We start from the raw sequence: 24,832 nt of genomic DNA, 5'->3' as shown, positions 1-24,832 counted from the left end.
TCGCCTGTCGAAAAAATTCACAGCCACTGCTGAACGAGGGCGGCGAGCACGATGTAGCGGCCAAACTTGGCGATGGAGACGACCAGCAGGAAGCGGGCAAACGGTTCTCGCATGATGCCGGCGGCCACCGTCAACGGATCCCCGACGAAAGGCAGCCAGCTGAAGAGCAGGCTCCACCAGCCGTAGCGGCGATACCAGTTCCCGGCGCGTTCGAGGTTCTTGGCGCTGACGGGAAACCAGCGGGTCTCACGAAACCGCTCCATGCCCCGGCCAAGCAACCAGTTGACCACCGAGCCGAGCACATTGCCTATGCCGGCGACGAGAATGAGGATCGCGGGGGCATAGTGGCCCGTCGCGAGCAGGCCGGCCAGAACCGCTTCCGACTGGGCCGGCAGCAGGGTGGCGGCGACAAAGGCGGCAAGGAAGAGACCGCCATAGGCGGCAACGGCGCTCACGGATGCGCAGCGGTCGCGGCGTTTCCGCCCGTGCCGTTCCTGTCGATGCCGCTGCCGCTGTCCATGCCGTACTCCGTGCGGGCGTCCGTTTGACGCCTCGCTCTCCGGTAGCGGGTGGCGGCAGCGGGGAAAAGCCTGCCTCGGCTCTTTTCAACTCAAAGCGTCGATCTGTAGCACGCAAAAAATCGCCGGCGATCCGAGGCCCCAGACCGCCGGCGTGATCAGCGCCGTGAAGGAGACGGCGCCTGAGTTCGGCCGGCGGACCGGCCACCAGATGCGCTCAACAAAGCGGAGTACGATTCATCAGCATGATGTCGCTGGCGGTCAGCGTCAGGCGGGATGGTTCGTCGATCTGTTCCAGAACCGCCCGCAGCGCCTTGTCCAGGCAAAACTCTGCCACCTCCGCATCCAGCGTCTTCGCGGTTTCCAGCGCGAAGGCGACGAGACGCGCCAGCGCGATCAATTCGTTGCCGCGGTCTTCCTTCTCGTCAATATCGACTTTCATTCACAGCCCCCGGAGCAAAGCTCCTTAAAAACCCCTGCCTAAAGTATAGGCGTGACTCCCTGGCTTCGCGCGTGACTTAAGCGTGACACACGCGGAATGGGAATTCACACGATTTTTTGCGTCTCGGGTTGTTGTGGGGCTTTTGAAGGGGAAATCCGGGTGGAAAATCCGGCATTTCCCGATTTTCCCGGTTTTGCAGTGCGAAACACCGCGAAATTTTCGCGAAATCCTCTTGGCTTCAGCATTTCCTGTGGGACGCGCCTGCGTTCACAGGTTGTATATTTTGTGTCTATCTTTCTACTCAAGGGGTGACTTGAGGTGGTGGCGAGATGCGATGGGGCATGCAATGAGCCGAGAGCCGCCTGGCCGAAACCGAAATGTGGGGGGCGGCACTCAAGCCGCGCCCGCGATCAGAAACCCGCCTTCTTGAGGCCTTCATAATACTGCTCGCGTTGCCACTCCTCCCGAAAGGGAACGACGGCCATCCATGCTTCCATATCGAAATTCGGGTTCACGTTATAGGTTCGGCGCACGAACAGCCGCGCCTTCTTCAGATCGCCCAGCATGGCCCAGCAGGCGGCGGTGAGGCGGTGCACCGGTGTCTTGTCTTTCATGCGCCCGATATAGGCGAGGGCCTCTTCGTATTTTCCGAAAGAATAGGAGGCGCCCGCGGCAGTCCAGTAATATTCGTCCGGTGGCAGCGGGTTCAAATCGATCGCCTGCTCGATCTTCCGGATGCCGGCCAACGGTTGCGAGGCCTGGACAAGCGTGTCGGCATAGCTTGACAACACATTGGCATAGTGCGGGCTCAGCGCCTCGGCCTTCTCGAGATAGGCAATGCTTTCGTCGAACTGACGGGCATAGAGCTTGACGACGCCAAGTTCGCGGTAGCCGGCGGGCAGATGCTCGTCAGCCTGGATGGCCTCCTCCGCGTGAAGTTCCGCCTGGCGCAGCAGGTCCTTGTCACCGCGGGCCGTCACAAGCCATTCGAGGAAGTAGCTGCGGGCAAGGCCGCCGAGGGCCGGTGCGAAGCCGGTATTCGTCTGCAGGGCCTCGCGAAAACTCTTGCGGGCGCGGCGGACGTCGCGCAGGTCGAGGTTCTTCAACTGGCCCTGGCCGATCAGGAAGCTGCGATAGGCGCCGGCGTCGCGCTCATAGTCGTTGCGCGCCAGCTGGTTGCGTTCGATCTCGCTGGCGATGGCGCCGGCGATCTGATGGGCGATCATCTGGCGCGAGCGGGCGAGGCCTTCCGGGGAGAGCGGAAAACGCTCGGCCCAGATGATCTCGTCGCTGCCGAAGAAGATGAGCTGAGCGAACAGCGTGTGGCTGTCTCCCTCGTCCCGAAGCCGCGTTTCGAGAATGTAGCTGATCTTGTGGCGTTCATAGGTGGCGGCGCGGTCGGCCTGGAGCGAAATCTGCGCGGCCGTATGCGGCGCGATGATCGAGATCGAGCGCAGGGCGCACAGCCCGATCGTCACGTCCTCGATCAGCGCCTCCGAAAAACGCGTGGCAATGCGCGAGGCTGAGGCAGTGCCCGGGGGCAACAGCAGCACACGGGGCGGATTGGGCCGCTGCGGTGCGTCGATCTCCTGCGGGGAGAGAATCCGGGCGGGGGAAAGGACGGTCATCGGCGCCGCCGCGATGGCCGCCGGGCGGCCGGTCAGCGCGGCACGCACCTCGTCATCGTCGGGATTGGCCTCCAGCAGGCGCATGGCGGCCATCGAACGGGACTGCCGGGAAGCGCTCCCGGGCGCCGCGCTGGCAAGAAGGGCGTTGCGGAGCAGCGCGATGTGGCCGGTTCGCTGCAGGGCGATCCAGTTCGCAAGCGCCCGCGTTCCGGGCTTGATATGTTTGAGGAAATCCTCGGTGAGGAGGCCGGCCAGGAGATCGAGCCCCGCGTCCGCGCGCGCGCCGTCCACGTCGCTTTCAAGGGCGTCCGGCCCGAGTGCGATGGCGGCATCTGTGAAGGCGAGATAGGCCCGGCCGAGTTCGCGCTGGCGTTTCTGCACGCGGGCAATGGTCTGCCGCAGGCTGGCGAAGGCGGCAGTCGGGTTTGCATGGTCCCAGAAAAGGCCCGCCGCGTCGGCCCTCGGCATGTCCGTCAGGCCGCGCGTGCGGAGATAGCAGAGGATCAGCAGCGCCTTTTCAGGAAAGACGATGGTATTGCCGCCCTCGTCGAGCAGGTGCAGATGACCGAGCGTCTGCAGCCGTGCCGGCATCGTGGGTTCAGATCCGCAGTTCCGATGCGGTATCCGCGCGTTCCGCGACCGGATCGCCGGCGCTTGCCTTGGAAAGCGCGGTCGCGAGCTGAATGATCGACTTGCGCACGCCGGCATCTTCGATCTTCAGGAAAGCGCGGTTGAGGTCGAGACCCTCCTTGGAGGAAACGAAGGTGGAGACGTCGCCGGTTTCATGGGCTGCGCCCGTGGTCGGCGTGGCATTCTCGTCGTCCTGGAAGAAGAAGCTCGGCGGTACGCGGAAGACTTCCGAGATGGCCTGGAGGCGGCTGGCGCTGATGCGGTTCGTGCCCTTTTCGTACTTCTGCACCTGCTGGAACGTCACGCCCAGACGGTCGGCCAACGCTTCCTGGCTCATGCCGACCATCAGCCTGCGCAGACGGACGCGGGAGCCGACGAACACGTCGATCGGATTGGGTGTTTTCTTGTTCATGAGGCTTTCTCCCCTATAAGCATGCCGGGGCATGGCGAGATACGAATGTCTCGCCACTTTGCTCGAATCGCCCCTCCGATGCAACCGTCGCGGATCGGATTTCCTCTCTACCCTTACGTGAGGCGGGGTGTATTCTAGATGTCGTAGCTCTGCGGCGCACTGAGCGAAGCGATGAATTTTTTCGTGCGTTCACGCTCCGGCGCCGAGAAGATTGCGCGCGGCGCACCCTGCTCGACGATCACCCCGCCATCGAGAAAAACCACGGTATCGGCAACGCGCGAGGCAAGGCGCAGATCGTGCGTCGCCATGACCATCGTCGTGCCTTCGCGGGCGAGCCGGCTCAGCACTTCCACGACCTCTTCCGCGAGTTCCGGGTCGAGCGCCGAGGTCGGCTCGTCGCACAGGAGAACGCGCGGGGAAGGGGCGAGCGCGCGGGCGATGGCGACACGCTGCTGCTGGCCGCCGGAAAGCGTCGCCGGCCAGGCGTCGGCCTTGTGCGCCATGCCGACCTTTTCGAGCAGTTCGAGCGCCCGGGCGCGCGCCTTTGCGGGTGGCCATTTGAGGACGGTGACGAGGCCTTCCATCACGTTGGCGATGGCCGTCTGATGCGGGAAGAGCTGGAAATTCTGGAAGACCATGCCGGTCTGGCGGCGCAGCTTCTGGATGGCGTCCCAGCCGACCTTGCGGCCGGGTGCGAAGTCGATCTTCTCCTCGCCGAGCCGGATCGAGCCGGAGGTCGGCGTTTCGAGCAGGTTGATGCAGCGCAGGAGCGTGCTCTTGCCGCCGCCGGAAGGGCCGACCAGCGCGGTCACGGTACCCTCGGCCAGCCGAAGGCTGATGTCACGCAGCACAGGGTTGTCGCCGAAGCGCTTTTCGATATGGGCCAGTTCGATCATGTTCGGGCCTCCAGGAAGCCGCCATAGCGGGCGAAGCGTTTTTCGAGGCGCACCTGCAGGGCCGAGAGCACGGAGCTCAGCGCGAGATAGATCAGCGCCGCCTCGATATAGAGGATCAGCGGCTCATAGGTGGTGGCGACGATGCGCTGCGCCGTCTGGAAAAGCTCCGGCACGGTGACGGCGGCGGCAAGCGAAGTGTCCTTGACCAGCGAGATGAAGGTGTTGGAGAGCGGCGGCACGGCGACGCGCGTCGCCTGGGGCAGGATGGTGCGGCGCATGGCCTGCGACCAGCTCATGCCGATCGAATAGGCCGCTTCCCACTGGCCGCGCGGCACGGAGGAGATGACGGCGCGGATGATCTCCGACGTATAGGCCCCGACATTCAGCGTAAAGCCGATGAGCGCGGCCGGGAAGGCATCGAGCAGGATGCCGACGCTCGGCAGGCCGTAGAAGATGACGAAGAGCTGCACCAGGAGCGGCGTGCCGCGGATCACCCAGACGTAGAAGCGCGCGATGGCCGAGAGCGGCCGCGGCCCGAACAGCCGCGCGACGGCGGTCAGAAGCCCGAGCGCAAGGCCGAGCACGAAGGAGGCGAGGGTAAGCGGAATGGTGAAGACGAGCGCGGCCCAGAGCAGCGGCGCAAGCGAGTCCAGCATCAGTTGAAGCCACGGCGGCACGGGGAAAACCTCCGGAAATGCGGCTGGCCGGGGTGATCCCCGGCCAGTTGACGGTGCTATCTATAGGGCAGGAAGCGGCTGCCGCGAAGCAGCCGTCGGCAATTACTTCGAGACGTCCTGGCCGAAATACTTGTCCGAGATCGCCTGGTAGGTGCCGTCGGCCTTGATGTCCGCAAGCGCCTTGTTGATCGCTTCCAGAAGCTCCGGTTCGCCCTTGCGGATGATGACGCCGGAATAGTCGGCGCCTTCCTGCTCGGCGGCGATCTTCACATTGGCGTCGGGCTTGTGCTTCTTGAAGTCGAGGAAGGACAGGCTGTCATTGATCGTGGCGTCGGCGCGGCCGGTCAGCACGAGCTGGATCGACTGGTCGAAGCCGTCGGTGCCGACGAGTTCGGCGCCGGATTCCTGGGCGAGCTTGCCGAAGTTGCTGGTCAGCGACTGGGCGGATTTCTTGCCCTTGAGGTCGGCGAAGCCCTTGATGCTGTCGTCGTCGGCGCGAACGATCAGCACGGCCTTTGAAGCGATATAGGGTTCGGAGAAGTCGTACTTCTGCTTGCGCGCCTCGGTGATGCCGACCTGGTTGATCACGGCGTCGTAGCGGTTGGCGTCGAGGCCGGCGATCAGGCCGTCCCACTTGCCTTCGAGGAATTCGGCCTTCACGCCAAGCTTCTTGGCGATGGCTTCGCCGATCTCGACGTCGAAGCCGACCAGCTTGCCGTCGGTGTCATGGTAGGTGAAGGGCGCGTAGGTGCCTTCGGTGCCGATCTTCAGCGCGCCGGCCGACTGGACGGCAGCGAGATTTTCGCCGGCAAGCGCCGGGGCGAAGACGGCGGCCTGGAGAGCCGCGGCGGCGGCGAGGGTTTTCAACCAGTTCATCTTGGGGAGACTCCGTTCTGGATCAGGTGTTCGATGGCCGATCATTCGCAGAAAACCGTGCAAAACGATGGGCAGAAAACTGCGATTTCTTTAGGCAAACGCAAATATTTTTCTCATCTTTTGGCGCAGATAGGCGTCGGACGTCGCGTTTGGTCGCATTGGCGGACCGCATAGAAGTTGTGCAGACACTGTGCATTTCCTGTTTTTAGGGTCTTGCAAAGCGGACAAACCCGGACAATTGATGTGGCACCCAAAAAAACAACGGGGAAGGAAGACATAAAATGGCAAACAAACTGACTGGTTTCCGTGCAGCACTTCTGGCCGGTGCGATCCTGCTGGGCGCAAGCCCGGCGCTGGCCGAAGCGGTTCTCCACCGTGGCAATGCCGGCGAGCCGCAGACGCTCGACCAGGCCCACACCTCCATCAACATCGAAGAGTTCATCCTGAAGGACCTCTATGAAGGTCTGACGGTCTATGACGCCTCGGGCAAGATCGTCCCCGGCGCGGCTGAAAGCTGGACCGTTTCGGATGACGCCACGGTCTACACCTTCAAGCTGCGCGACAGCGCCAAGTGGTCCGACGGTTCGCCCGTGACGGCGGAAGACTTCGTCTTCTCCTTCACCCGCGTCGAAGACCCGAAGACGGCAGCCGGCTACGCCAACATCCTCTACCCGATCAAGAACGCCGAAAAGGTCAACAAGGGCGATCTCGGCCTCGACCAGCTCGGCGTCAAGGCCGTCGACGCAAAGACCGTCGAAATCACGCTCGAGCGCCCGACGCCCTTCTTCCTCGAACTGCTTGCGCACCAGACGGCGCTTCCGGTTTCCAAGGCCAGCGTCGAAAAGAACGGCGCGGACTTCGTCAAGCCCGGTACGATGGTTTCCAACGGCGCGTTCAAGCTCGTCAGCCACGTTCCGAACGACAACCTCGTCGTCGAGAAGAATGCGGAATACTGGGATGCCGCCAACGTCAAGCTCGACAAGGTGGTCTTCTACCCGATCGACGACCAGGCCGCGTCCGTCCGCCGCTTCGAGGCGAAGGAAATGGACCTCGTCTACAACTTCTCGGCCGACCAGATCGAGCGCCTGAAAAAGAGCTATGGCGAGCAGGTTCACGTCGCACCGACGCTGGCGACCTACTACTACGCCTTCGACACCCGTCAGGAGCCCTATAGCGACGTGCGCGTGCGCCGCGCGCTCTCCATGGCCGTCGACCGCGACTTCCTGGCCAAGGAGATCTATTCCGGTTCGCAGCTTCCGGCCTATTCCATGGTGCCCCCGGGCATCCAGGGCTATGAGCCGGCGACGGCCGATTTCGGCGCGATGTCGCAGCTCGATCGCGAAGACGAAGCGCTCAAGCTGATGAAGGACGCCGGCTACGGCGAAGGCGGCAAGCCGCTGAAGATCGAAATCCGCTACAACACCAACCCGAACCACGAGCGCGTGGCGACGGCCGTTGCTGACATGTGGAAGAACACCTTCGGCGCCGACGTCTCCATGGTGAACCTCGACGTGTCCTCGCACTACGCCTACCTGCAGGAAGGCGGCAAGTTCAACGTCGCGCGCGCCGGCTGGGTTGCCGACTATGCGGATGCCGAAAACTTCCTGGCGCTCAGCGTCAGCACCAACAAGACCTTCAACTACGGCCAGTTCAACAATGCCGACTACGACGCTCTGATGAAGAAGTCGTACGAGGAGCGCGATCCGGCGGCGCGCGCGAAGGTCCTGCATGACGCGGAAGCCCTGCTGATGAAGGAACAGCCGATCGCGCCGTTCCTCACGCAGGCCGACCTCTGGCTCGTCTCCAGCAAGGTCCAGGGTTGGCAGGACAATGCCGCCAACCAGCACCTGAGCCGCTTCCTCAGCGTTTCCGAATGATCTAACGTATGTGCGCGGTCCCCTGGGGCCGCGCACTGCGTATCTGGGGAGACCTGGTCATGCTTGCTTTCGTTCTACGGCGCCTCGCCAGCGCCGTGCCGACGCTATTTATCGTCGTCACAATTTCGTTCTTCCTCATGCGCTTTGCGCCCGGCGGACCGTTCAACCTCGAACGACCTCTTCCGCCCGCCACGATGGAAAACCTGATGCGGGCCTACCAGCTCGATCAACCCCTCTGGCGCCAATACCTCACCTATATGAGCAATGCGCTCAGCGGCGATTTCGGCCCGAGCTACATCTACAAGGACAACACCGTCGCCGAGCTGATCGGCAAGGGGCTGCCCTATTCGATGGAGCTCGGCTTCTATGCGCTGCTGCTCGCGCTTGTCGGCGGCGTCATCGTCGGCACGATTGCTGCGCTCCGGCAGAACAGCGCGCTCGACTTCGCGGTCATGTCGGTCGCGACGGTCGGCGTCACGGTGCCGAACTTCGTCGTCGGTCCGGTGCTGACGCTGATCTTCGCCATCGTGCTGGCCTGGCTGCCTGCCGGGGGCTGGGGCGACGGGTCGCTGCGCTTCCTCATCCTGCCGATGATCGCGCTTGCCCTGCCGCAGCTCGCCGTCTTCGCCCGCCTTACCCGCGGTTCGATGATCGAGGCGCTGCGCACCGACCATATCCGCACGGCGCGCGCCTATGGCCTGCCGGCGAAATCGGTGGTGGTGGTGCATGCCATGCGCGGCGCCATGCTGCCCATCGTGTCCTACCTCGCACCCTGCGCGGCGGCTCTCCTGACGGGCTCGGCGGTCGTCGAGACGATCTTCACCATTCCCGGCGTCGGGCGCTACTTCGTGCTCGGTGCGATCAATCGCGACTATACGCTCGTCATGGGCACGGTCGTGCTGATCGCCATCTTCGTCATCGTGTTCAATCTGCTGGTCGACATTCTCTATGGCCTGCTCGATCCGAGGGTTCGCCATGACTGATGCCGTCGTTTCCGCCGTGCCGGAGAGCGAAGTGAAGGGGCGCAGCCTCTTCCAGCTCGCCGTCATGCGCTTCCGCCGCAACCGTCCGGCCATGGCCGGCGCGGTCATGCTGGTGCTGATCGCGTGCTTCGCCTTCTTCGGCCCGTTCTTCATCAGCCACACCTATGACCAGGTCTTCTCGTCCTACGTCACCATCCCGCCGAGCCTCGAGCCGCGGCCGGGTGAGGACGCGCTGGAAGATGCCATGAAGGGGGTCGCGACCCGCGCCCGCGTCGAGCTGCAATCCTTCTCCGTCGAAGGCGAAGCCTTCACGGCGATCGTCACCGCGAAGGACCCGATCGATCCGCGCGCCGCGCGCTACTTCGACCGGGCCAACGAGTTCGACAAGACCGAGGTCGTCAAGACAGAAGACGAGGGCCGCAAGCTCACGCTCACGGGTATCGTGGACCGGGAATATTTCCTGTTCGGCACGGATACCAACGGGCGCGACCTCATGGCGCGCGTTATGCTCGGCGGGCAGATCTCCATCGCCGTCGGGTTGCTCGCCAGCCTCGTCTCGCTCGGTATCGGCGTCGTCTACGGCGCGATCTCGGGCTATATGGGCGGGCGTGTCGACAACGTCATGATGCGCTTCGTCGAAATCCTCTATTCGCTGCCCTTTGTCTTCCTCGTCGTGGTGCTCGTCGTGTTCTTCGGCCGCAGCTTCGTGCTGATCTTCATCGTCATCGGTGCGGTGGAATGGCTCGACATGGCCCGCATCGTGCGCGGTCAGACGCTGTCGCTGAAGCGGCGGGAATTCATCGGCGCGGCAGAGGCGCTCGGCCTGACGGACTGGCAGATCATCCGCCGGCACGTCATTCCGAACACCGTCGGTCCGGTCGTCATTTTCGTCACGGTCATCGTGCCGAAGGTGATCCTTCTCGAAAGCTTCCTCTCCTTCCTCGGCCTCGGCGTCCAGGCGCCGCTGACGAGCTGGGGGTCGCTGATCGCGGAAGGCGCCAACAACATCCAGTCGGCGCCGTGGTTGCTCGTCTTCCCCGCCATCTTCTTCGTCGTCACGCTCTTCTCGCTGAACTTCGTCGGCGATGGCTTGCGCGATGCATTCGACCCGAAGGACCGCTGACATGGAAGACAAGACAAAGACCATGGAACCGATCCTCTCCGTCCGGGATCTGAAGGTCACCTTCTCTACGCCCGACGGCACCGTGAATGCGGTCAAGGGCATCAGCCTCGATGTCTGCCCCGGCGAAACATTGGCGGTGGTGGGTGAATCGGGTTCCGGCAAGAGCCAGACCATGATGGGCATCATGGGCCTGCTCGCCGCCAACGGTAGCGTTTCCGGCTCCGCGAAGTATCGCGGGCAGGAGATGGTGGGCCTTCCGCCCAAGGCGCTCAACGAGATCCGCGGCGCGAAGATCACGATGATCTTCCAGGAGCCGATGACCTCGCTCGATCCGCTCTATCCCATCGGCAAGCAGATCGCCGAGGTGATCGTGCATCATCGTGGCGGCACGCAGAAACAGGCCCGTCCGCGCGTGCTGGAATTGCTGAAGCTCGTCGGCATTCCCGACCCGGATCGCCGCATCAACAGCTATCCGCACGAAATGTCCGGTGGCCAGCGCCAGCGCGTGATGATCGCCATGGCGCTCGCCAACGAGCCGGACATCCTGATCGCCGACGAACCGACGACGGCGCTCGACGTGACCATCCAGGCGCAGATCCTGAAACTGCTGCGCGACCTCCAGAAGCGGTTCGACATGGCCATCGTGCTCATCACGCACGATCTCGGCATCGTCCGGCATTTCGCCGAACGGGTCGTCGTCATGCGGCGTGGCGAGGTGGTGGAGCAGGGCGTGACGGCCGAGCTCTTCGACAACCCGAAGGCCGACTATACGCGCATGCTGATCGAGGCCGAACCGCATGGCCGCAAGGCCGCACCGGCGGACGACGCCCCGATCATCCTCGAAGGCCGCAATGTCGTCGTGGACTACAAGATCGACGGCGGGCTCCTCAAGAAACGCGCCTCGACCTTCCGCGCCGTCGACAATGTCAGCATCAGCCTGCACGAAGGCCAGACCATCGGCGTCGTGGGGGAATCGGGTTCCGGCAAGTCGACGCTCGGCCGGGCATTGCTCCGCCTCATTTCCAGCGGCGGCGCCTACCGTTTCGGCAAGACGGATATCTCCGGCCTCGACCGAACCGGCATGCGGCCGCTCCGGCGCAGCATGCAGCTGGTCTTCCAGGATCCCTACGGGTCGCTCTCGCCGCGCCAGACGGTGGGCGAGATCATCACGGAAGGGCTCTATGTGCACGAGCCGCAGCTTTCGCGGGCCGACCGCGACAAGCGGGCGATCGAGGCGCTGAAGGAGGTGGGCCTCGATCCGGCGGCGCGCAACCGCTATCCGCACGAGTTCTCGGGCGGACAGCGCCAGCGCATCGCCATCGCGCGCGCCATGATCCTGAAGCCTCAGGCCGTGGTGCTCGACGAGCCGACCTCGGCGCTCGACCGTTCGGTGCAGGGCCAGGTGATCGAGCTTTTGCGCGATCTCCAGACCCGCTACGGTCTTTCCTATGTCTTCATCAGCCATGACCTGTCGGTGGTTCGCGCCATGTCCGACTATGTGATCGTGATGAAGGACGGCAAGATCGTCGAGGAGGGGCCGACAGACGCCATTTTCAGCGCGCCGAAGGAGGCCTATACCAAGACCCTGATCGGCGCGGCCTACAACATCGCGCCGTAGAACGGGGGACGGATGGCCGGGAACCGGTTGCCGCATATCGTACTCTTCTCGGGCGGCACGGCCTGCCGCTCGACCAATCTGGCGCTGTGTGCAAAGCCCGTGCGGCTGACGCGCATCGTGCCGGCTTGGGATAGCGGCGGCAGTTCCAAGGTCATCCGTGAAAGCCTTGGCGTCCTGGCGGTCGGTGACATCCGCCAGGCGCTGATGACCATGGCCCATGGCGAAGGCCGGGCTGGCGACGTGGTGAAGGTCTGCAACGCGCGTCTTACCAGCGGTGCGGCGGCGGATGCCCGCACGGAATTTGCCCTTTATGCCGAGGGCCGCCATCCCTTGCTGGAGCGCATGGAGCCGGGCCTGCGCGGCGCGATCCTCAATTACCTGCGCACCTTCCGCGCGGCGGTGGCGACGGATTTCGATTTCCGCAACGGCAGCATCGGCAACTTCATCCTCACCGGCGCCCATCTCGCCCATAACAGCGACATCAACACCGCCATCTTCGTCTTCCGCAAGCTCTGCGACATCGCGGGCCATGTCTGGCCGTCCACGGCCGATGGCGGGGATCTATCGGCCGTGCTGGGCGACGGTACGCGCATCGACGGCCAGCACCGCGTCACGGCGCTCGATGAGGCGCACGGCCGGACCGGTATCCGCGACATCGCACTGACGAGCGGGGGCGCGGCAGCGCCGGCCAACGAGGCCGTCATCGAGAGCCTGGAAAGCGCCGATGCCATCGTCTTCGGGCCGGGCAGTTTCTTTACCAGCATCCTGCCGCACTTCCTCGTCGATGGCATCGTGCCGGCGATTGCACGCAACGTGCACGCCCGCCGCATCTTCATCGGCAATATCCTGCAATGCCGGGAAACCCGCGGCCTCGACGTGGCTCGCATGCTGGAAATCGCCGGCAGCCTCTGGCAGGCGCGCGGCGGGGCGGAAGCACGGCCCTTTACCCATGTGCTGGCGAACCGCCAGCTCCTGCCCTTCGAGAAGACCGTCGGCGCCTTCGCCTATCTCGGCAACGGGGCACTGGAATCCGCTGCGGCGCGGCTTGGCGCGGAAGCGGTCATCGGCGAATTCGAGGATCCCTGGCAGCGCGGCCAGCATGACGGGCAGGCCGTCGCCGACGTGCTCAGCTCGCTTTTGCCGGGCTGAGCCGTTCCGCCGGCATCCAGCTTCGGGCCTTGGCGAAGGCGAGGAAGTCTTCCGCCGGCATGGGGCGCGCCAGCGCGTAGCCCTGCAGCACGTGACAGCCGAGGCGGCGCAGCAGTTCGGCATGTTCCAGCGTTTCGACACCTTCGGCGACCGTCTCGATGCCGCGCACCTTGCCGATGTCGATGATCGAATGGACAAGGCTCTGCTGCGCGGTGGAGCCGAGCAGCGGCTGTACCAGCCGGCGGTCGATCTTCAGGCGCTTGGGCGAGAGTTCCAGAAGGCTGACGATGGACGCGTGGCCGCTGCCGAAATCGTCGATTTCGATGTCGATGCCGAGCCCCTTGATCTCCTCGATCGCCTGCTTCAGGCCGTCGTCCGCCGTGTCGAAGGAGATCGATTCCAGCAGTTCGAAGGTCAGCATGCCGGGGCGGATGTTCATCGCCTTCAGCTTCTCGATGAGGTTCTCGTCGTGCAGGCGCTGGCAGGAGACGTTGACCGACACGCGGGGAATGCCGATGCCCTGCGTTTCCCAGCGCAGGATCTGGAACAGCGCCTGTTCGAGGATCGCCTCGTCGATCCGCGCGACGACATTGAGGCTTTCGGCAACCGGCAGGAAGACATCGGGCGCGATGAAGCCGCGCGTCGGATGCTGCCAGCGGGCAAGCGCCTCGACGCCGACGATTTCCAGCGTCTCGGCACAGAACTGCGGCTGGAAGAAGGGGCGGAATTCGCCGCGCTCCAGGCCGCGCAGGATGTCGTCGCTGAGGCGCTTGACCTCGACGGTGCGCAGGCGCAGCTCGTCGTTGAAGGCTTCCACGCGGTTGCGGCCCCGGCGCTTGGCTTCATAGAGTGCGATATCGGCATTGACGAGAAGCTGCTCGGCCGATTCTTCCGCATCGCTGCGCGTGGCGATGCCGATGCTGGCGCCGATGCGGCAGTCGTGCCCCTCGATCGCCATCGGCTCGCTGATCGCTTCTATGAGACGGGCGGACAGCGTGGGGAAATCGGCTGCGACCGGCTCGCGCCGCGAGAGTAGCACGAATTCGTCGCCGCCGATGCGGGCGATGAAATCCTCCGCCGGCACATGGGCGCGCAGCACACCGGCCGCCTGTTTCAGCACCTCGTCGCCGGCAGCATGGCCGAGCGTGTCGTTGATGTCCTTGAAGCGGTCGAGGTCGATGTGGAGCAGGGTCAGCGGGCGGTCGTCGGCGGCGGCAAGCGCAAGCTGCTGATCGAGGAAGCGGCGGTTCGGCAGGCGGGTCAGCGCATCATGCAGTGAATTGTGCTCCATGGCGCGGCGGGCTTCCTCCAGCGCGCGGTTCTGCGCCTCGGCGGTCAGCTTGGCCTGCAGCAGCTCGGCCTGCAGCTGGTTGTCCTCAGTCACGTCCCAATTGGCGCCGACGATGCGCTTTGCGCCGGAGGAGGTGCGGTAGGTCATGCCGTGCGCACGGATATGGCGGATGCCATCGCGACGCAGCACGCGGAATTCGGTGATGTAGGGTTTTTCCATTTCGAGACAGGAGGCGAAATTGCGCTCGGCCTCTTCAAGATCGTCGGGGTGCAGGGCTGCGCGCCAGTCCTGATAGGTGCAGACGGGTTGCGTCGGCGCGATGTCGTAGAGCTTGCGCATACGCGCATCCCAGGAGAAGGCGGCCGTTTCGGTATCGTATTCCCAGACGCCGACCCGGGACGCATCGAGCGCAAGCTGGAGGCGCTGCGAAACGGTTTCCAGCCGCTCCTCGCGATCCTGCAGGGCGAGGAGGTGACGGTGGCGGTCCTTCATCAGGTAGCCGACCCAGAACATCGGCGCGACGATGATGACGGCGAGCAGCAGGAGGCCGCCACGGAAGCGGCCGAGATCGGCGGACGGCTGCTGCCAGCCTTTCAGCGGCGTCGCCGACATGGTCCAGATCTCGTGACCGATATCGATGGTCATGACGACGGGCTCGCTATCGACGGCGCTCCCCGTCTGGAAGACGGAACGCAGCGGTCCTCCGTCATGCGCCCGGCTGGAGATCGACAGGGCGATGCGCATGTCGTTCTTGAAGCCGCTGCGCTCCAGGAGCTTTTCGAGATCGATCACGGCCGAGGCAATGCCGAAGAAGGCATTGTCCTTGCCGGTGTGGATGGGATAACGCGCGATCACGCCACGGCCGCCCTGCACAAGATCTACCGGGCCCGTGACGATCAGCCGGTCGAGTTCCTGCACCTGCAAGGCGGCGGCGCGCTGGCGCTCGTTCTTGCGATAGTCGAGGCCGATGATCCGTTCGCTTCCCTCCAGCGGATAGGCGAGGGTGACGACGAAATCCGGCGCGATGGCGAGGCTGCGCAGGGACGTGTCCTGACGGAAGATGCGTCCGGCAAGCTCGGCGAAGCGCGGCGGCGCCATGTCCGATTCGGTCGAGAACGCGGCGACGAGGCCCTGCACCAGCTTCACATTGCCGAGAATGTTGCCCTGCAGGCGCGCGCGCAACAGACCGAGCTGCTCGGTGGTGAAGGAGCGCAGATATTCTTCCTCCAGCCGACGCTTTTGCACGTCGGCAAGGAAGACGGCGATCAGGACGGCAAACGCAACGACGATGGCGGGGACGTAGTATCCCAGGCCCCGGAAGGAGAGTTGCGCATGCCGCTCGTTCATCGCGTCCCGTTCGTCTTTGCGTGCGTGAGCCCTCGCCGGACAGGGCCCGGCACGCTCATCGGGGGACGATGGCAGATGCAGCTTAATATTTACTGACGAGACGAAGGCCTGTTCTTAAGGTTGCAAACGGTTTTACCGGCTGGGCGTCGAGCGCCGGCTCAATCCACCGGTTGCATGTCACCGAAAACGGTCGGGATCAGTTCGGACACCGTGGGGTGGATATGCACCGCATGGGTGATCGTCGTGTAGGGCTTGCCGGCATACATCACGTCGAGAATGCTCTGCACCGCCTCGTCGCCGCCGGTACCCAGCAGAGAGGCGCCGAGGATTTCCTTCGTCCCGGCATCCGCGATCACCTTCATGAAGCCGAGCGTTTCGCCCTTTTCCTTGGCGCGGCCGACGCGCGTCATCGGCCTTGTGCCGATCAGCAGCTTGCGACCGGTCTTGCGGGCTTCCGTCTCGCTCATGCCGGCGCGGCCGAGCGGTGGATCAATATAGAGCGCATAGGTCTGGATGCGGTCGCTCACCTTGCGCGGCTCGCCGTCGAGCAGATTGGCCGCGACGATCTCGAAATCGTTGTAGGCGGTGTGGGTAAAGGCGCCGCGGCCGTTGCAATCGCCGAGGGCGAAGATGCCGGGCACATTTGTTTCCAGACGGTCGTCAACGGTAATGTAGCCGCGCTTGTCGGTGGCGACGCCCGCCTTGTCGAGACCGAGATCGTCGGTGTTCGGCCGCCGCCCGGTGGCGAGCAGGATGTGCGAACCGAGGATTTCCGGTGCGCCGTCCGTGCAGTCGACCCCGACGCCCACGGCATCGCCGTGCTGGAAGAAGCGGATGCATTCCGCCCCGGTGCGGATGGCGATGCCTTCGCGCTCGAGGATGTCCCGCACGGCCGCGCTGACGTCCTCGTCTTCGCGCGCGATCAGCCGCGGTCCTTTCTCGACCACCGTCACCTTCGCACCGAAGCGGCGGAACATCTGCGCGAATTCCAGCCCGATATAGCTGCCGCCGACGATGACGAGATGATCAGGGACTTCGGTGAGTTCCATCATCGACACGTTGTCAAGATGGGGCACATCCGCGACGCCGGGAAAATCCGGCACGACCGCGCGGCCGCCGACATTGAGGAAGATCTGTCTTGCCGACAGCAATTCGTCGCCGACGCGGATTTCCGTCGGGCTCTCGAAACGGGCATGACCGCGGATGAAGGTGAGGCCCTTCATGCCGTCCAGCCAGTCCTCATTTCCCTTGCGGGCGTCGAAACGCACCTTGTCCTTGCGCGCCATGACCTTGGCGAAATCGATGGAGACGGCACCCGTCACAACGCCGTATTCCGCGCCGCGGCGGGCAAGATGGGCCGCATAGGCGCTGGCGACCATCGCCTTGGTCGGCATGCAGCCGGTGTTCACGCAGGTGCCGCCGACGAGCTTGCGCTCGATGAGGGCGACCGTTTTTCCCGCCGCCGTCAGCCGGCCGGCGAGCGATGGGCCGGCTTGGCCGGCGCCGATGACGATGGCATCGAAGCTGCGCATCACAGCACCGAGGAAACGACGAAGAGACCGAGCAGCACGGCGACGGCGTCCTCCAGAAGGGCGATCGGCAGGTCCTTGCCGCCCGTCGCGGCAACGAGGCGCTGGCGGGCTTCCGCACCGCCGAGCGTACCGATGATCGCGCCGAGAATGCCGGCGACGAGCCCGCCGATCAGGGAGCCGCCCACGGTGCCGAGCACTGCGCCGCAGAAGCCGCCGCTGACGATGCGCGCGCCGAATTGCTGCGGCACCTTGCGGCTCGGCGTGCTCGGCAACTGGTCTGTGACGAATTCGATCAGCGCCAGCGCACCGAAGATATAGGGCGTGAAGCGATAGGCGAGAAAGGCGGCCCAGGTGCCGCCCACAGGCAGCCAGCCGAGCGCCGCGCCGATGCTGACGGCGGCCGGCGCCGTCATCGCCCGAAGCCCGGCCACCACGCCGATCAGCAATGCGAGAATATAGATGCTCATTGTTCCCTCACGAAATCTGCGCCGGACATCGGGTCCGGGGCCGGCGGATGGCGAAATGCGGATGTTGGAGAATGAGAACGGATCGGTGAGAGAGTGTCGGATGAAACCGACAATTGCAACGCGTTTCTGTTGCCAAAGCGGTCCGGTTCGCGCAATCTTGAAAGCGCTTTGGAGGCCGCAACAAACGGCGTGCGTTTGCCCGCCGTCGCGGTCTATTTTTTGCAAATGTCTGACATATATGAAATGCTTTGCCCGGACGGGCCTTCCCAAACGTGGTGAAAATGCCGCCATGGGTTCCCGCACAAACGAAAGGTTTTCACATGCGCCCAGTCGTTAAATTCCTCGGAGCAGCGCTCGCCCTCGGCCTTACGGCCGGCGCAGCAGAAGCCCAGGTCGTCGTTTCCTCGAAGATCGATACCGAAGGCGGTGTTCTCGGCAACATCATCCTCGCCGTGCTGAATGCCAATGGCGTGCAGACGACGGACCGGGTGCAGCTCGGCGCAACGCCCGTCGTACGCCAGGCGATCATCGCCGGCGAGATCGACATCTATCCGGAATATACCGGCAATGCCGCCTTCTTCTTCGAGAAAGCGGACGATCCGGCCTGGAAGGATGCGACCAAGGCCTTCGAGCTTGCCAAGACGCTCGACTACGACGCCAACAAGATCGTCTGGCTGACGCCGTCGCCGGCCAACAACACCTGGGCGATCGCGCTGCGCAAGGATGTCGCCGAACCGAACAAGCTGGTGACGCTGACCGACTTCGGCAAATACGTTGCCGGCGGCGGTCAGGTTGTGCTCGCCGCTTCGTCCGAATTCGTGAATTCGGCCGCCGCGCTTCCCGCCTTCCAGACGACCTACAGCTTCACCCTCAAGCCGGAACAGCTCATCACGCTGTCGGGTGGCGATACGGCCGCGACCATCGCCGCTGCGGCCAACCAGACGAACGGCGCGAACGCCGCCATGGTCTACGGCACGGATGGCGGCATCGCGCCGTCGGGCCTCGTCGTTCTGGAAGACGACAAGGGCGTGCAGCCGGTCTATCAGCCCTCGCCGATCATCCGCGAGGCGGTGCTGAAGGCCAATCCGCAGATCGAGGAAATCCTCAAGCCCGTCTTCGAGAAGCTCGATCTCGTGACGCTGCAGGACCTCAACGGCCGCGTCCAGGTCGGCGGCGAGCCGGCCAAGGCCGTCGCCGAGGACTTCCTCAAGAAGAACGGCTTCATCAAGTAAGCTGCCTGCGCCCTTCGCCCGCCCGGGCGAAGGGTCATTCTCCCGAAAGGCGTTCATGACGGTGCGGATCGACAAGCTCGGCGTGGTGATCGCCGCATTGCTGGCTTACGGCGCCTTTCTGGCGCCGTTTGCATTGTTTCGGGCCAATCGCATCGTGCCCGGGGAGGCGAAGACGATCCTTGACGCGCTTCCCGGCGGTTTCGGCGCGGCGCTGCTCGGGCTCGTCGCCCTTGCCATCGTGCTCATCGTTCTCAAGACGCCGACGATTCTGCGGCTGGTCCTCGGTCTGGCCGCGCTTCTCGCCCTTGCCATCCTGATCGGGCTTTCCGCCAGCCACCTGACGCCGCCGGAAAACACCTATGCCCGCGTTTCCCCCGCTTCCGGCTTCTGGCTGACGAGCTTCGCCTTCGCGCTTTTGACCGCAGACGCACTGGCGCGGCTGAAGCTTTCGGCCTATGCGCGCGTCGCGCTGCTGGCGGTCGTTGCCGCCGCGATTGCCGGGCTTCTGATGTCAGGCGCGTGGGACGGGCTGTCGATCCTCAAGGAATATGGCAGCCGAGCCGAAACCTTCTGGCTGGAGGCGGGCCGCCATGTCGTTCTGGCGCTCGGCTCGCTCGCCGCCGCCACGCTCGTCGGCCTGCCGCTCGGCATCCTCTGCCATCGGGTGGAGCCGCTGCGGGCGGGCGTGCTCAACGGGCTGAACATCATCCAGACCATTCCCTCCATCGCCCTCTTCGGCCTTTTGATCGCGCCGCTCGGCTGGATCGCGCTGCATGTGCCGGGCGCGGCGGCCATCGGTATTCGCGGCATCGGTGCGGCGCCCGCCTTCGTCGCGCTCTTCCTCTATTCGCTGCTGCCCGTCGTCGCCAATACGGTGGTCGGCCTTGCCGGCGTGCCGCGCGATGCCAACGACGCCGCCCGCGGCATCGGCATGACCGACCGCCAGCGGCTCTTCGGTGTCGAACTGCCGCTCGCCTTCCCGGTCATCCTCACCGGCATCCGCATCGTGCTGGTGCAGAATATCGGCCTTGCCACCATCGCCGCGCTGATCGGCGGCGGCGGGTTCGGCGTCTTCGTCTTCCAGGGTATCGGCCAGACGGCCATGGACCTCGTGCTGCTCGGCGCGGTGCCGACCGTCGCGCTCGCCTTCGCCGCCGCCATCGTGCTCGATGCCGCGACGGAAATCTCCAGCAACAAACCCGGCAGGGCCGCATGATCGAGATCGAGACCATCACCAAGCGCTACGGCGACAACACGGTCGTCGACACCGTCTCGATGGCCATCGCGCCGCGCACGATCACCGTCATCGTCGGCACGTCCGGCTCCGGCAAGACGACGCTGATGCGCATGATCAACCGCCTCGTCGAGCCGACCTCGGGCAAGATCCGCATCGACGGCGAGGACAACAGCGCCATTCCCGGCTACGAACTGCGCCGCCGTATCGGCTACGCCATCCAGGGCCACGGCCTCTTCCCGCATCGCACCGTGGCGGAAAACATCGCCACCGTGCCGACGCTGCTCGGCTGGGAGAAGAGCCGCATCGACGCCAAGGTGAAGGAGCTGCTTTCGTTGTTCCAGCTCGATCCCGCCGCCTTCGGCCCGCGTTATCCGCATGAACTTTCGGGCGGCCAGCAACAGCGCGTCGGCGTCGCCCGTGCGCTCGCCGCCGAGCCGAACATCCTCCTGATGGACGAACCCTTCGGCGCGCTCGACCCGGTCATCCGCGCCAAGGCGCAGGACGACCTCCTGGCGATCCAGAAGCATTTCGGAACCACCATCGTGCTTGTCACGCACGACATGGAGGAAGCGTTCCACCTCGCCGACAAGATCGCTGTAATGGACAAGGGCCGCATCGTGCAATACGCCGCGCCCGAGGAAATGCTGGTGAACCCGGCCACCGGCTTCGTCGAAACCCTGATCGGCGCCGGCGAGCGGCCTTTCCGGTTGCTCTCCATCGGCACGGTGGGCGACGCCGTCGAAAACGGCACCGCCGAAGGCGAGCCGCTTGCGGCCGTGGCGAGCCAGCGCGACGCCCTCTCCGCGCTGCTCTGGTCCGGCCGCGACGCGCTGCCTGTCGTCGGCGCCGATGGCGCGCCCATCGGCCGCGTCACGCTTGCCGGCCTTGCCCGCCGCGCCGCGAGGCCGCAATGAGGCGGTTTTTGCCCCATATGCTGCGGCTTGCCGCGCTGGTCGTGCTGGTAACGTTTCTCGTCCAGCCCACACTTTTCGAGCCGCTGCTGAAGCCGCTCGTGCAGACCAATGCCCCGGCCGTCTACAATCAGGGCAGCCTCCTCTCCCTGACGCTGTCCCACCTCACCACGGTGTTCATCGCGACCCTTGCCGCGACCGTCGTGGCTGTCGGACTTGCCATTCTCGTCACGCGGCCGATCGGTGCGGAATTCCTGCCGCTGTCGCGCAGTCTGGTGAATATCGGCCAGACCTTTCCGCCCGTCGCGGTGCTGGCGCTCGCTGTGCCCGCCGTCGGCTTCGGCGAGAAACCGACGCTGATCGCGCTCTTTCTCTATGGGCTCCTGCCGATCTTCGAGAATGCCATGACCGGTCTTTCGACCTTGCCGCCGGCCATCGTCGAGGCGGCGCGCGGCACGGGCATGACCGCCTGGCAGCGGCTGACCAAGGTGGAACTGCCGCTCGCCTTGCCGGTCATTCTCGCCGGCATCCGCCTTTCGGTGACGATCAGCCTTGCCACCGCGACCATCGGTTCAACGGTCGCGGCGAAGACGCTCGGCGAGGTCATCATCGCCGGCCTGCAATCCAACAATCTCGCCTTCGTGCTGCAGGGCGGCCTCGTCGTCGCGGTCTTGGCGGTGCTGATCTACGACGCCTTTTCCGCTCTCGAACGTGTGCTGGCGCGCCGGGCCGGGCGAGCCTAGATGTGAGCTTTCAGCAGGTTGCCTATTCGGTCCTGGCCGAGCAAATTGAGGTTGTCGAAGCTTCTCGTCGCGCGCTCGACCACTTGGCCTTGGCGTCTGATGGCTTTCCATGTGTTCTGGCCACGCACTGTTCTCCGGTTTCGCACAGGTAGTGACATTGGACTGCGAAAGGTTTCGCGCAACATATCGATGCCCGTCTGCCTGAACGAGGCCGATAATCTTCGGATTCGCCGATCAGGCCTCTAACTTGTTTTGCTCGCTACGAGCGACCCAAGCCGCAATCCCTCCCGTGACTGACAGCAAGATCAACGCCTCTCATCAGTGCGCCGGGGGCGAAGCTGTTTTGCCAATTTCGAGAAAATCGAGGTCCGTGTTGTGACGTGCAAGGCGCGAGACGCCTTGATTTGTCTAAAGGTTACACCACGGTCGAGAGGCGTCTATCGTCAGCTCTGTCGGAAGCCTTTGCCGATTGGTGCAGCTTACGACCGCTTGACAGCTTTCGTGAAAAGAAGGCAAGCTTCGTGACTGTGCAGGTCTAGGCCTCACAAGAAATGCCCCGCTCAACGAATGTTGATGACGATCCGGAGTTCGCACCTCCTGGAACAGGGTCCTGGCGAAACTGGCAATCAGCCGGTTCAACTATGGGCACTGGTGGAGCATGACGGACAATACTCACTTTCCTGACGACGTTTGTTTTGAGCGCGCTCTGCGTGGCTCTTCTTCATGTCGCGCGCTCGAGCGCGGTCATCGCGTTGCCCGCGCCGGCCAGTGGCGCGGTCGGAGAGGGCCGATGCCCGTTGCAAACTGCTCGGCATCGCCTTGTGCCTGCACGCGCCAAGGCCGCAACCCGCGCGGATATCTGCTTCAGGCGTGAGAACCTGTTGGCATGCGCCCGTACCCCGTGGGCATGCCGCAATGCCTGAACGAAACGGGGCCACCTCACAATTCAACACAGCAAAGGTATGGAGGAGTTTACCTTGGCAACAGCAGACGAAGACAGCGCGTCCGGCGCACGCCCGGAAGATGAGAAACTCAGCATCGGCGCGAACATCGCCTATGGACTGCAACATGTGCTGACGATGTATGGAGGCATCGTCGCCGTTCCCCTGATCGTCGGCCAGGCCGCGGGGCTGAGCCCCAGCGATGTCGGTCTCCTGGTGACCGCATCGCTCTTTGCGGGTGGCCTTGCAACCATTCTGCAGACCCTCGGCCTGCCCTTCTTCGGCAGTCGTCTGCCACTCGTGCAGGGCGTGTCGTTTTCCGGGGTTGCGACGATGGTCGCCATTTCCGGCAACGGGGGCATTCCATCAATTCTCGGCGCGGTTATTGCCGCCTCGCTGATCGGCCTTGTGATAACGCCGGTCTTTTCGCGGATCACCCGCTTCTTCCCGCCCCTCGTTACCGGCATCGTCATCACCACGATCGGCCTGACGCTGATGCCGGTCGCCGCGTTCTGGGCCATGGGCGGCAACAGCAAGGCTCCCGACTTCGGCAGCCCTTCCAACATCCAGCTCGCGGCGGTGACACTCGCCATCGTACTCCTGCTGAGCAAGGTCGGCAGTGCAGCAATCTCGCGGCTGTCCATCCTGCTGGCGCTGGTGATCGGCACAGGCATTGCCTACGCCGTCGGCATGACCGATTTCTCGCAGGTAGCGGTCGGTCCGTTCTTCGCGCTGCCGACGATCTTCCACTTCGGCTATCCCACCTTCGAGATTGCCGCCATCATCTCCATGCTCATCGTCATCGTCGTTACGCTGGTGGAGACATCGGCGGATATCCTTGCCGTTGGCGAGATCGTTGAGACGAAGGTCGATTCCCGCCGTCTCGGCGATGGTCTGCGCGCCGACATGTTGTCGAGCATCCTCGCACCGATCTTCGGTTCATTTACCCAAAGCGCCTTTGCGCAGAATGTCGGCCTTGTCGCCGTCACCGGCGTCAAGAGCCGCTATGTGGTGGCGACGGGCGGCCTCTTTCTGGTCATCCTCGGCCTCCTGCCGGTCATGGGGCGGGTCGTCGCCGCTGTGCCGAGCTCGGTCCTCGGCGGTGCGGGCATCGTGCTGTTCGGCACGGTCGCGGCAAGCGGCATCCGTACGCTCTCCAAGGTCGACTACCAGAACAACATGAACCTGGTGATCGTCGCAACGTCCATCGGCTTCGGCATGATCCCGATCGCCTCGCCCGGCTTCTACGAGCACTTCCCGGCCTGGGTCGCGACGATCTTCCACTCCGGCATCAGCTCCGCCGCGCTGATGGCAATCGTCCTCAACCTCCTGTTCAACCACTTCAAGGCCGGCAATTCCGATCAGCAGTCCGTCTTCGTGGCGGGCACGGAGCGGACGATCCGCTACACCGATATCGCCCGGCTTCACGACGGCGACTACTTCCTCAACGGCAAACTCTACGACGCCAAGGGTGCCGAGATCCCGATGATTGCGGGACCCGCGCACTAGACGGCCTGCATCACATGGTCCGGCCGAGGCCGTCTCGGTCCGGACCACCCCTTTCCTACGACCTCAAAGGAGACAACATGTCGGAAGAAACAGAAACCAGACGCCTGCTCGATGCCCTGTTCGGGACGATGGAAAACGGCGTCATCCCCGCTACGGAGGCCGGCGTCGCCGCCGGAAACAAGGTCTTCGGTGCGGCGCTGTTGCGCAAGTCGGATCTCTCGACGGTTCTTGTCGAGACCAACAACGAGACGGAAAACCCGCTGTGGCACGGTGAAGTTCACACGCTGAAGCGTTTCTACGAGATGCCGCAATGCGACCGGCCGGACTCGAAGGACCTGATCTTCCTGTCGACGCACGAACCGTGCTCGATGTGCCTCTCGGCAATCACCTGGGCCGGCTTCGACAATTTCTTCTATTTCTTCAGTCACGAGGATTCCCGCGACGCCTTCGCCATTCCGCATGACCTGAAGATTCTCAAAGAGGTCTTCACGCTGGATGCCGGCGGTTACAACAAGACGAACGCCTTCTGGAAGGGACGGTCGATCGACGCGCTGGTCGACAGCCTTCCCGAGCCGCAGCGCGAGCACTTCAAAGACCGCGCCGAGGCTATCCGGTTGAAGTACGACGACCTGTCCGTCGTCTACCAGGCAAGCAAGGACGGCAACGCGATCCCGCTCAACTAAGCCTTCCTGCTCCAATCTCCCCCGATACGCCGCTGGTGACGTCGCGCACCGGCGGCGTGTCGTTCGGATGCCTTCAATAGCCCGCAACAGATGCCCGATGTCCGCCATCC

21 protein-coding genes are annotated in these 24,832 nt (G+C 64.2%); 11 read left to right on the top strand and 10 right to left on the bottom strand.

The genetic code is table 11. The features are described 5' to 3' along the window. Positions 1 to 17: 17 nt before the first annotated feature. The 7 genes from V8U06_RS18055 to V8U06_RS18025 all read right to left on the bottom strand — a co-directional run bounded on the left by V8U06_RS18055 (position 18) and on the right by V8U06_RS18025 (position 6,079). Entirely contained in the window at positions 18 to 455 is a 438-nt protein-coding gene (locus V8U06_RS18055; protein ID WP_427141844.1) for a YqaA family protein, read from the bottom strand. A gap of 280 nt (positions 456 to 735) precedes the next feature. Next, on the bottom strand, positions 736 to 960 hold the full coding sequence (locus V8U06_RS18050; RefSeq protein WP_427141843.1) for a hypothetical protein: 225 nt from the start codon (positions 958 to 960) through the stop codon (positions 736 to 738). A gap of 410 nt (positions 961 to 1,370) precedes the next feature. After that, on the bottom strand, positions 1,371 to 3,179 hold the full coding sequence (locus V8U06_RS18045) for a hypothetical protein (protein WP_427141842.1): 1,809 nt from the start codon (positions 3,177 to 3,179) through the stop codon (positions 1,371 to 1,373). Positions 3,180 to 3,186: 7 nt separating this feature from the next. After that, the gene (locus V8U06_RS18040; protein WP_427141841.1) at positions 3,187 to 3,630 is read right to left on the bottom strand and encodes a helix-turn-helix domain-containing protein; all 444 of its coding nucleotides are present in this window, start codon (positions 3,628 to 3,630) and stop codon (positions 3,187 to 3,189) included. A gap of 134 nt (positions 3,631 to 3,764) precedes the next feature. Beyond that, positions 3,765 to 4,526 carry an amino acid ABC transporter ATP-binding protein gene (locus tag V8U06_RS18035; protein WP_427141840.1) on the bottom strand — a complete coding sequence of 254 codons (762 nt, stop codon included), beginning with the start codon at positions 4,524 to 4,526 and terminating at the stop codon, positions 3,765 to 3,767. Then, positions 4,523 to 5,203, bottom strand: coding sequence for an amino acid ABC transporter permease (locus tag V8U06_RS18030; protein ID WP_226917763.1), 681 nt, complete (start codon positions 5,201 to 5,203; stop codon positions 4,523 to 4,525). Before V8U06_RS18030 ends, V8U06_RS18035 begins: the two co-directional genes overlap by 4 nt. A 102-nt stretch (positions 5,204 to 5,305) precedes the next feature. Then, positions 5,306 to 6,079 (bottom strand): amino acid ABC transporter substrate-binding protein, encoded by a 774-nt coding sequence (locus V8U06_RS18025; RefSeq protein WP_427141839.1) that lies wholly within the window; start codon positions 6,077 to 6,079, stop codon positions 5,306 to 5,308. 281 nt (positions 6,080 to 6,360) lie between these two features. Between V8U06_RS18025 and V8U06_RS18020 the strand changes: the two genes are divergently transcribed. From V8U06_RS18020 to V8U06_RS18000, 5 genes are read left to right on the top strand one after another with little or no spacing between them, the layout of a single operon-like run. Then, entirely contained in the window at positions 6,361 to 7,956 is a 1,596-nt protein-coding gene (locus V8U06_RS18020) for a peptide ABC transporter substrate-binding protein (RefSeq protein WP_427141838.1), read from the top strand. A 59-nt stretch (positions 7,957 to 8,015) separates the two neighbouring features. Beyond that, a complete protein-coding gene (gene oppB / locus V8U06_RS18015) occupies positions 8,016 to 8,939 on the top strand; it encodes an oligopeptide ABC transporter permease OppB (RefSeq protein ID WP_427141837.1) in 924 nt (307 codons plus the stop codon). Beyond that, on the top strand, positions 8,932 to 10,062 hold the full coding sequence (locus V8U06_RS18010) for an ABC transporter permease (RefSeq protein ID WP_427141836.1): 1,131 nt from the start codon (positions 8,932 to 8,934) through the stop codon (positions 10,060 to 10,062). The genes oppB and V8U06_RS18010 overlap by 8 nt, the downstream gene beginning before the upstream one ends. After that, positions 10,037 to 11,680 carry an ABC transporter ATP-binding protein gene (locus V8U06_RS18005; RefSeq protein WP_427141835.1) on the top strand — a complete coding sequence of 548 codons (1,644 nt, stop codon included), beginning with the start codon at positions 10,037 to 10,039 and terminating at the stop codon, positions 11,678 to 11,680. The genes V8U06_RS18010 and V8U06_RS18005 overlap by 26 nt, the downstream gene beginning before the upstream one ends. Positions 11,681 to 11,692: 12 nt before the next feature. After that, complete coding sequence (locus tag V8U06_RS18000) at positions 11,693 to 12,829, top strand: gluconeogenesis factor YvcK family protein (protein ID WP_427141834.1); 1,137 nt, start codon at positions 11,693 to 11,695, stop codon at positions 12,827 to 12,829. On the opposite strand, the gene V8U06_RS17995 is transcribed toward V8U06_RS18000, so the two are convergent. The 3 genes from V8U06_RS17995 to V8U06_RS17985 form a co-directional block, all read right to left on the bottom strand. Next, a complete protein-coding gene (locus tag V8U06_RS17995; RefSeq protein WP_427141833.1) occupies positions 12,807 to 15,467 on the bottom strand; it encodes a bifunctional diguanylate cyclase/phosphodiesterase in 2,661 nt (886 codons plus the stop codon). The genes V8U06_RS18000 and V8U06_RS17995 overlap by 23 nt on opposite strands. 158 nt (positions 15,468 to 15,625) lie before the next feature. Beyond that, the gene (locus V8U06_RS17990; RefSeq protein ID WP_427141832.1) at positions 15,626 to 17,002 is read right to left on the bottom strand and encodes an FAD-containing oxidoreductase; all 1,377 of its coding nucleotides are present in this window, start codon (positions 17,000 to 17,002) and stop codon (positions 15,626 to 15,628) included. Then, positions 16,999 to 17,466 carry a DUF4126 domain-containing protein gene (locus V8U06_RS17985; RefSeq protein ID WP_427141831.1) on the bottom strand — a complete coding sequence of 156 codons (468 nt, stop codon included), beginning with the start codon at positions 17,464 to 17,466 and terminating at the stop codon, positions 16,999 to 17,001. Before V8U06_RS17985 ends, V8U06_RS17990 begins: the two co-directional genes overlap by 4 nt. Positions 17,467 to 17,786: 320 nt before the next feature. On the opposite strand from V8U06_RS17985, the gene osmF reads away from it, so the two are divergent. The 6 genes from osmF (at position 17,787) to V8U06_RS17955 (ending at position 24,722) form a co-directional block, all read left to right on the top strand. Then, positions 17,787 to 18,698 (top strand): glycine betaine ABC transporter substrate-binding protein OsmF, encoded by a 912-nt coding sequence (gene osmF / locus V8U06_RS17980; RefSeq protein ID WP_226917773.1) that lies wholly within the window; start codon positions 17,787 to 17,789, stop codon positions 18,696 to 18,698. Between the two features lie 55 nt (positions 18,699 to 18,753). After that, positions 18,754 to 19,914: an ABC transporter permease gene (locus V8U06_RS17975; RefSeq protein ID WP_427141830.1), complete on the top strand. Its 1,161-nt coding sequence runs from the start codon at positions 18,754 to 18,756 to the stop codon at positions 19,912 to 19,914. After that, positions 19,911 to 20,849 (top strand): ABC transporter ATP-binding protein, encoded by a 939-nt coding sequence (locus V8U06_RS17970; RefSeq protein ID WP_427141829.1) that lies wholly within the window; start codon positions 19,911 to 19,913, stop codon positions 20,847 to 20,849. The genes V8U06_RS17975 and V8U06_RS17970 overlap by 4 nt, the downstream gene beginning before the upstream one ends. Next, positions 20,846 to 21,589 (top strand): ABC transporter permease, encoded by a 744-nt coding sequence (locus V8U06_RS17965; protein WP_427141828.1) that lies wholly within the window; start codon positions 20,846 to 20,848, stop codon positions 21,587 to 21,589. Before V8U06_RS17970 ends, V8U06_RS17965 begins: the two co-directional genes overlap by 4 nt. Before the next feature lie 962 nt (positions 21,590 to 22,551). Continuing rightward, positions 22,552 to 24,039 (top strand): nucleobase:cation symporter-2 family protein, encoded by a 1,488-nt coding sequence (locus V8U06_RS17960; RefSeq protein WP_427141827.1) that lies wholly within the window; start codon positions 22,552 to 22,554, stop codon positions 24,037 to 24,039. Positions 24,040 to 24,116: 77 nt separating this feature from the next. Next, the gene (locus V8U06_RS17955) at positions 24,117 to 24,722 is read left to right on the top strand and encodes a nucleoside deaminase (RefSeq protein ID WP_427141826.1); all 606 of its coding nucleotides are present in this window, start codon (positions 24,117 to 24,119) and stop codon (positions 24,720 to 24,722) included. The last annotated feature ends 110 nt before the right edge of the window (positions 24,723 to 24,832 follow it).

Source organism: Shinella sp. G-2 (assembly GCF_050172695.1).
GTDB lineage: Bacteria > Pseudomonadota > Alphaproteobacteria > Rhizobiales > Rhizobiaceae > Shinella.
The sequence above is the reverse complement of the archived record's forward strand: the minus strand, read 5'-3'. Positions and strand labels throughout refer to the sequence as shown.

What these genes read in the sequence shown, in the direction of transcription:
- V8U06_RS18050 (WP_427141843.1), bottom strand. Translation starts at nt 960, where the DNA reads ATGAAAGTCGATATTGACGAGAAGGAAGACCGCGGCAACGAATTGATC.
- V8U06_RS18045 (WP_427141842.1), bottom strand. Translation starts at nt 3,179, where the DNA reads ATGCCGGCACGGCTGCAGACGCTCGGTCATCTGCACCTGCTCGACGAG.
- V8U06_RS18040 (WP_427141841.1), bottom strand. Translation starts at nt 3,630, where the DNA reads ATGAACAAGAAAACACCCAATCCGATCGACGTGTTCGTCGGCTCCCGC.
- V8U06_RS18035 (WP_427141840.1), bottom strand. Translation starts at nt 4,526, where the DNA reads ATGATCGAACTGGCCCATATCGAAAAGCGCTTCGGCGACAACCCTGTG.
- V8U06_RS18025 (WP_427141839.1), bottom strand. Translation starts at nt 6,079, where the DNA reads ATGAACTGGTTGAAAACCCTCGCCGCCGCCGCGGCTCTCCAGGCCGCC.
- V8U06_RS18020 (WP_427141838.1), top strand. Translation starts at nt 6,361, where the DNA reads ATGGCAAACAAACTGACTGGTTTCCGTGCAGCACTTCTGGCCGGTGCG.
- oppB (WP_427141837.1), top strand. Translation starts at nt 8,016, where the DNA reads ATGCTTGCTTTCGTTCTACGGCGCCTCGCCAGCGCCGTGCCGACGCTA.
- V8U06_RS18010 (WP_427141836.1), top strand. Translation starts at nt 8,932, where the DNA reads ATGACTGATGCCGTCGTTTCCGCCGTGCCGGAGAGCGAAGTGAAGGGG.
- V8U06_RS18005 (WP_427141835.1), top strand. Translation starts at nt 10,037, where the DNA reads ATGCATTCGACCCGAAGGACCGCTGACATGGAAGACAAGACAAAGACC.
- V8U06_RS18000 (WP_427141834.1), top strand. Translation starts at nt 11,693, where the DNA reads ATGGCCGGGAACCGGTTGCCGCATATCGTACTCTTCTCGGGCGGCACG.
- V8U06_RS17995 (WP_427141833.1), bottom strand. Translation starts at nt 15,467, where the DNA reads ATGAACGAGCGGCATGCGCAACTCTCCTTCCGGGGCCTGGGATACTAC.
- V8U06_RS17985 (WP_427141831.1), bottom strand. Translation starts at nt 17,466, where the DNA reads ATGAGCATCTATATTCTCGCATTGCTGATCGGCGTGGTGGCCGGGCTT.
- osmF (WP_226917773.1), top strand. Translation starts at nt 17,787, where the DNA reads ATGCGCCCAGTCGTTAAATTCCTCGGAGCAGCGCTCGCCCTCGGCCTT.
- V8U06_RS17975 (WP_427141830.1), top strand. Translation starts at nt 18,754, where the DNA reads ATGACGGTGCGGATCGACAAGCTCGGCGTGGTGATCGCCGCATTGCTG.
- V8U06_RS17970 (WP_427141829.1), top strand. Translation starts at nt 19,911, where the DNA reads ATGATCGAGATCGAGACCATCACCAAGCGCTACGGCGACAACACGGTC.
- V8U06_RS17965 (WP_427141828.1), top strand. Translation starts at nt 20,846, where the DNA reads ATGAGGCGGTTTTTGCCCCATATGCTGCGGCTTGCCGCGCTGGTCGTG.
- V8U06_RS17960 (WP_427141827.1), top strand. Translation starts at nt 22,552, where the DNA reads ATGGAGGAGTTTACCTTGGCAACAGCAGACGAAGACAGCGCGTCCGGC.
- V8U06_RS17955 (WP_427141826.1), top strand. Translation starts at nt 24,117, where the DNA reads ATGTCGGAAGAAACAGAAACCAGACGCCTGCTCGATGCCCTGTTCGGG.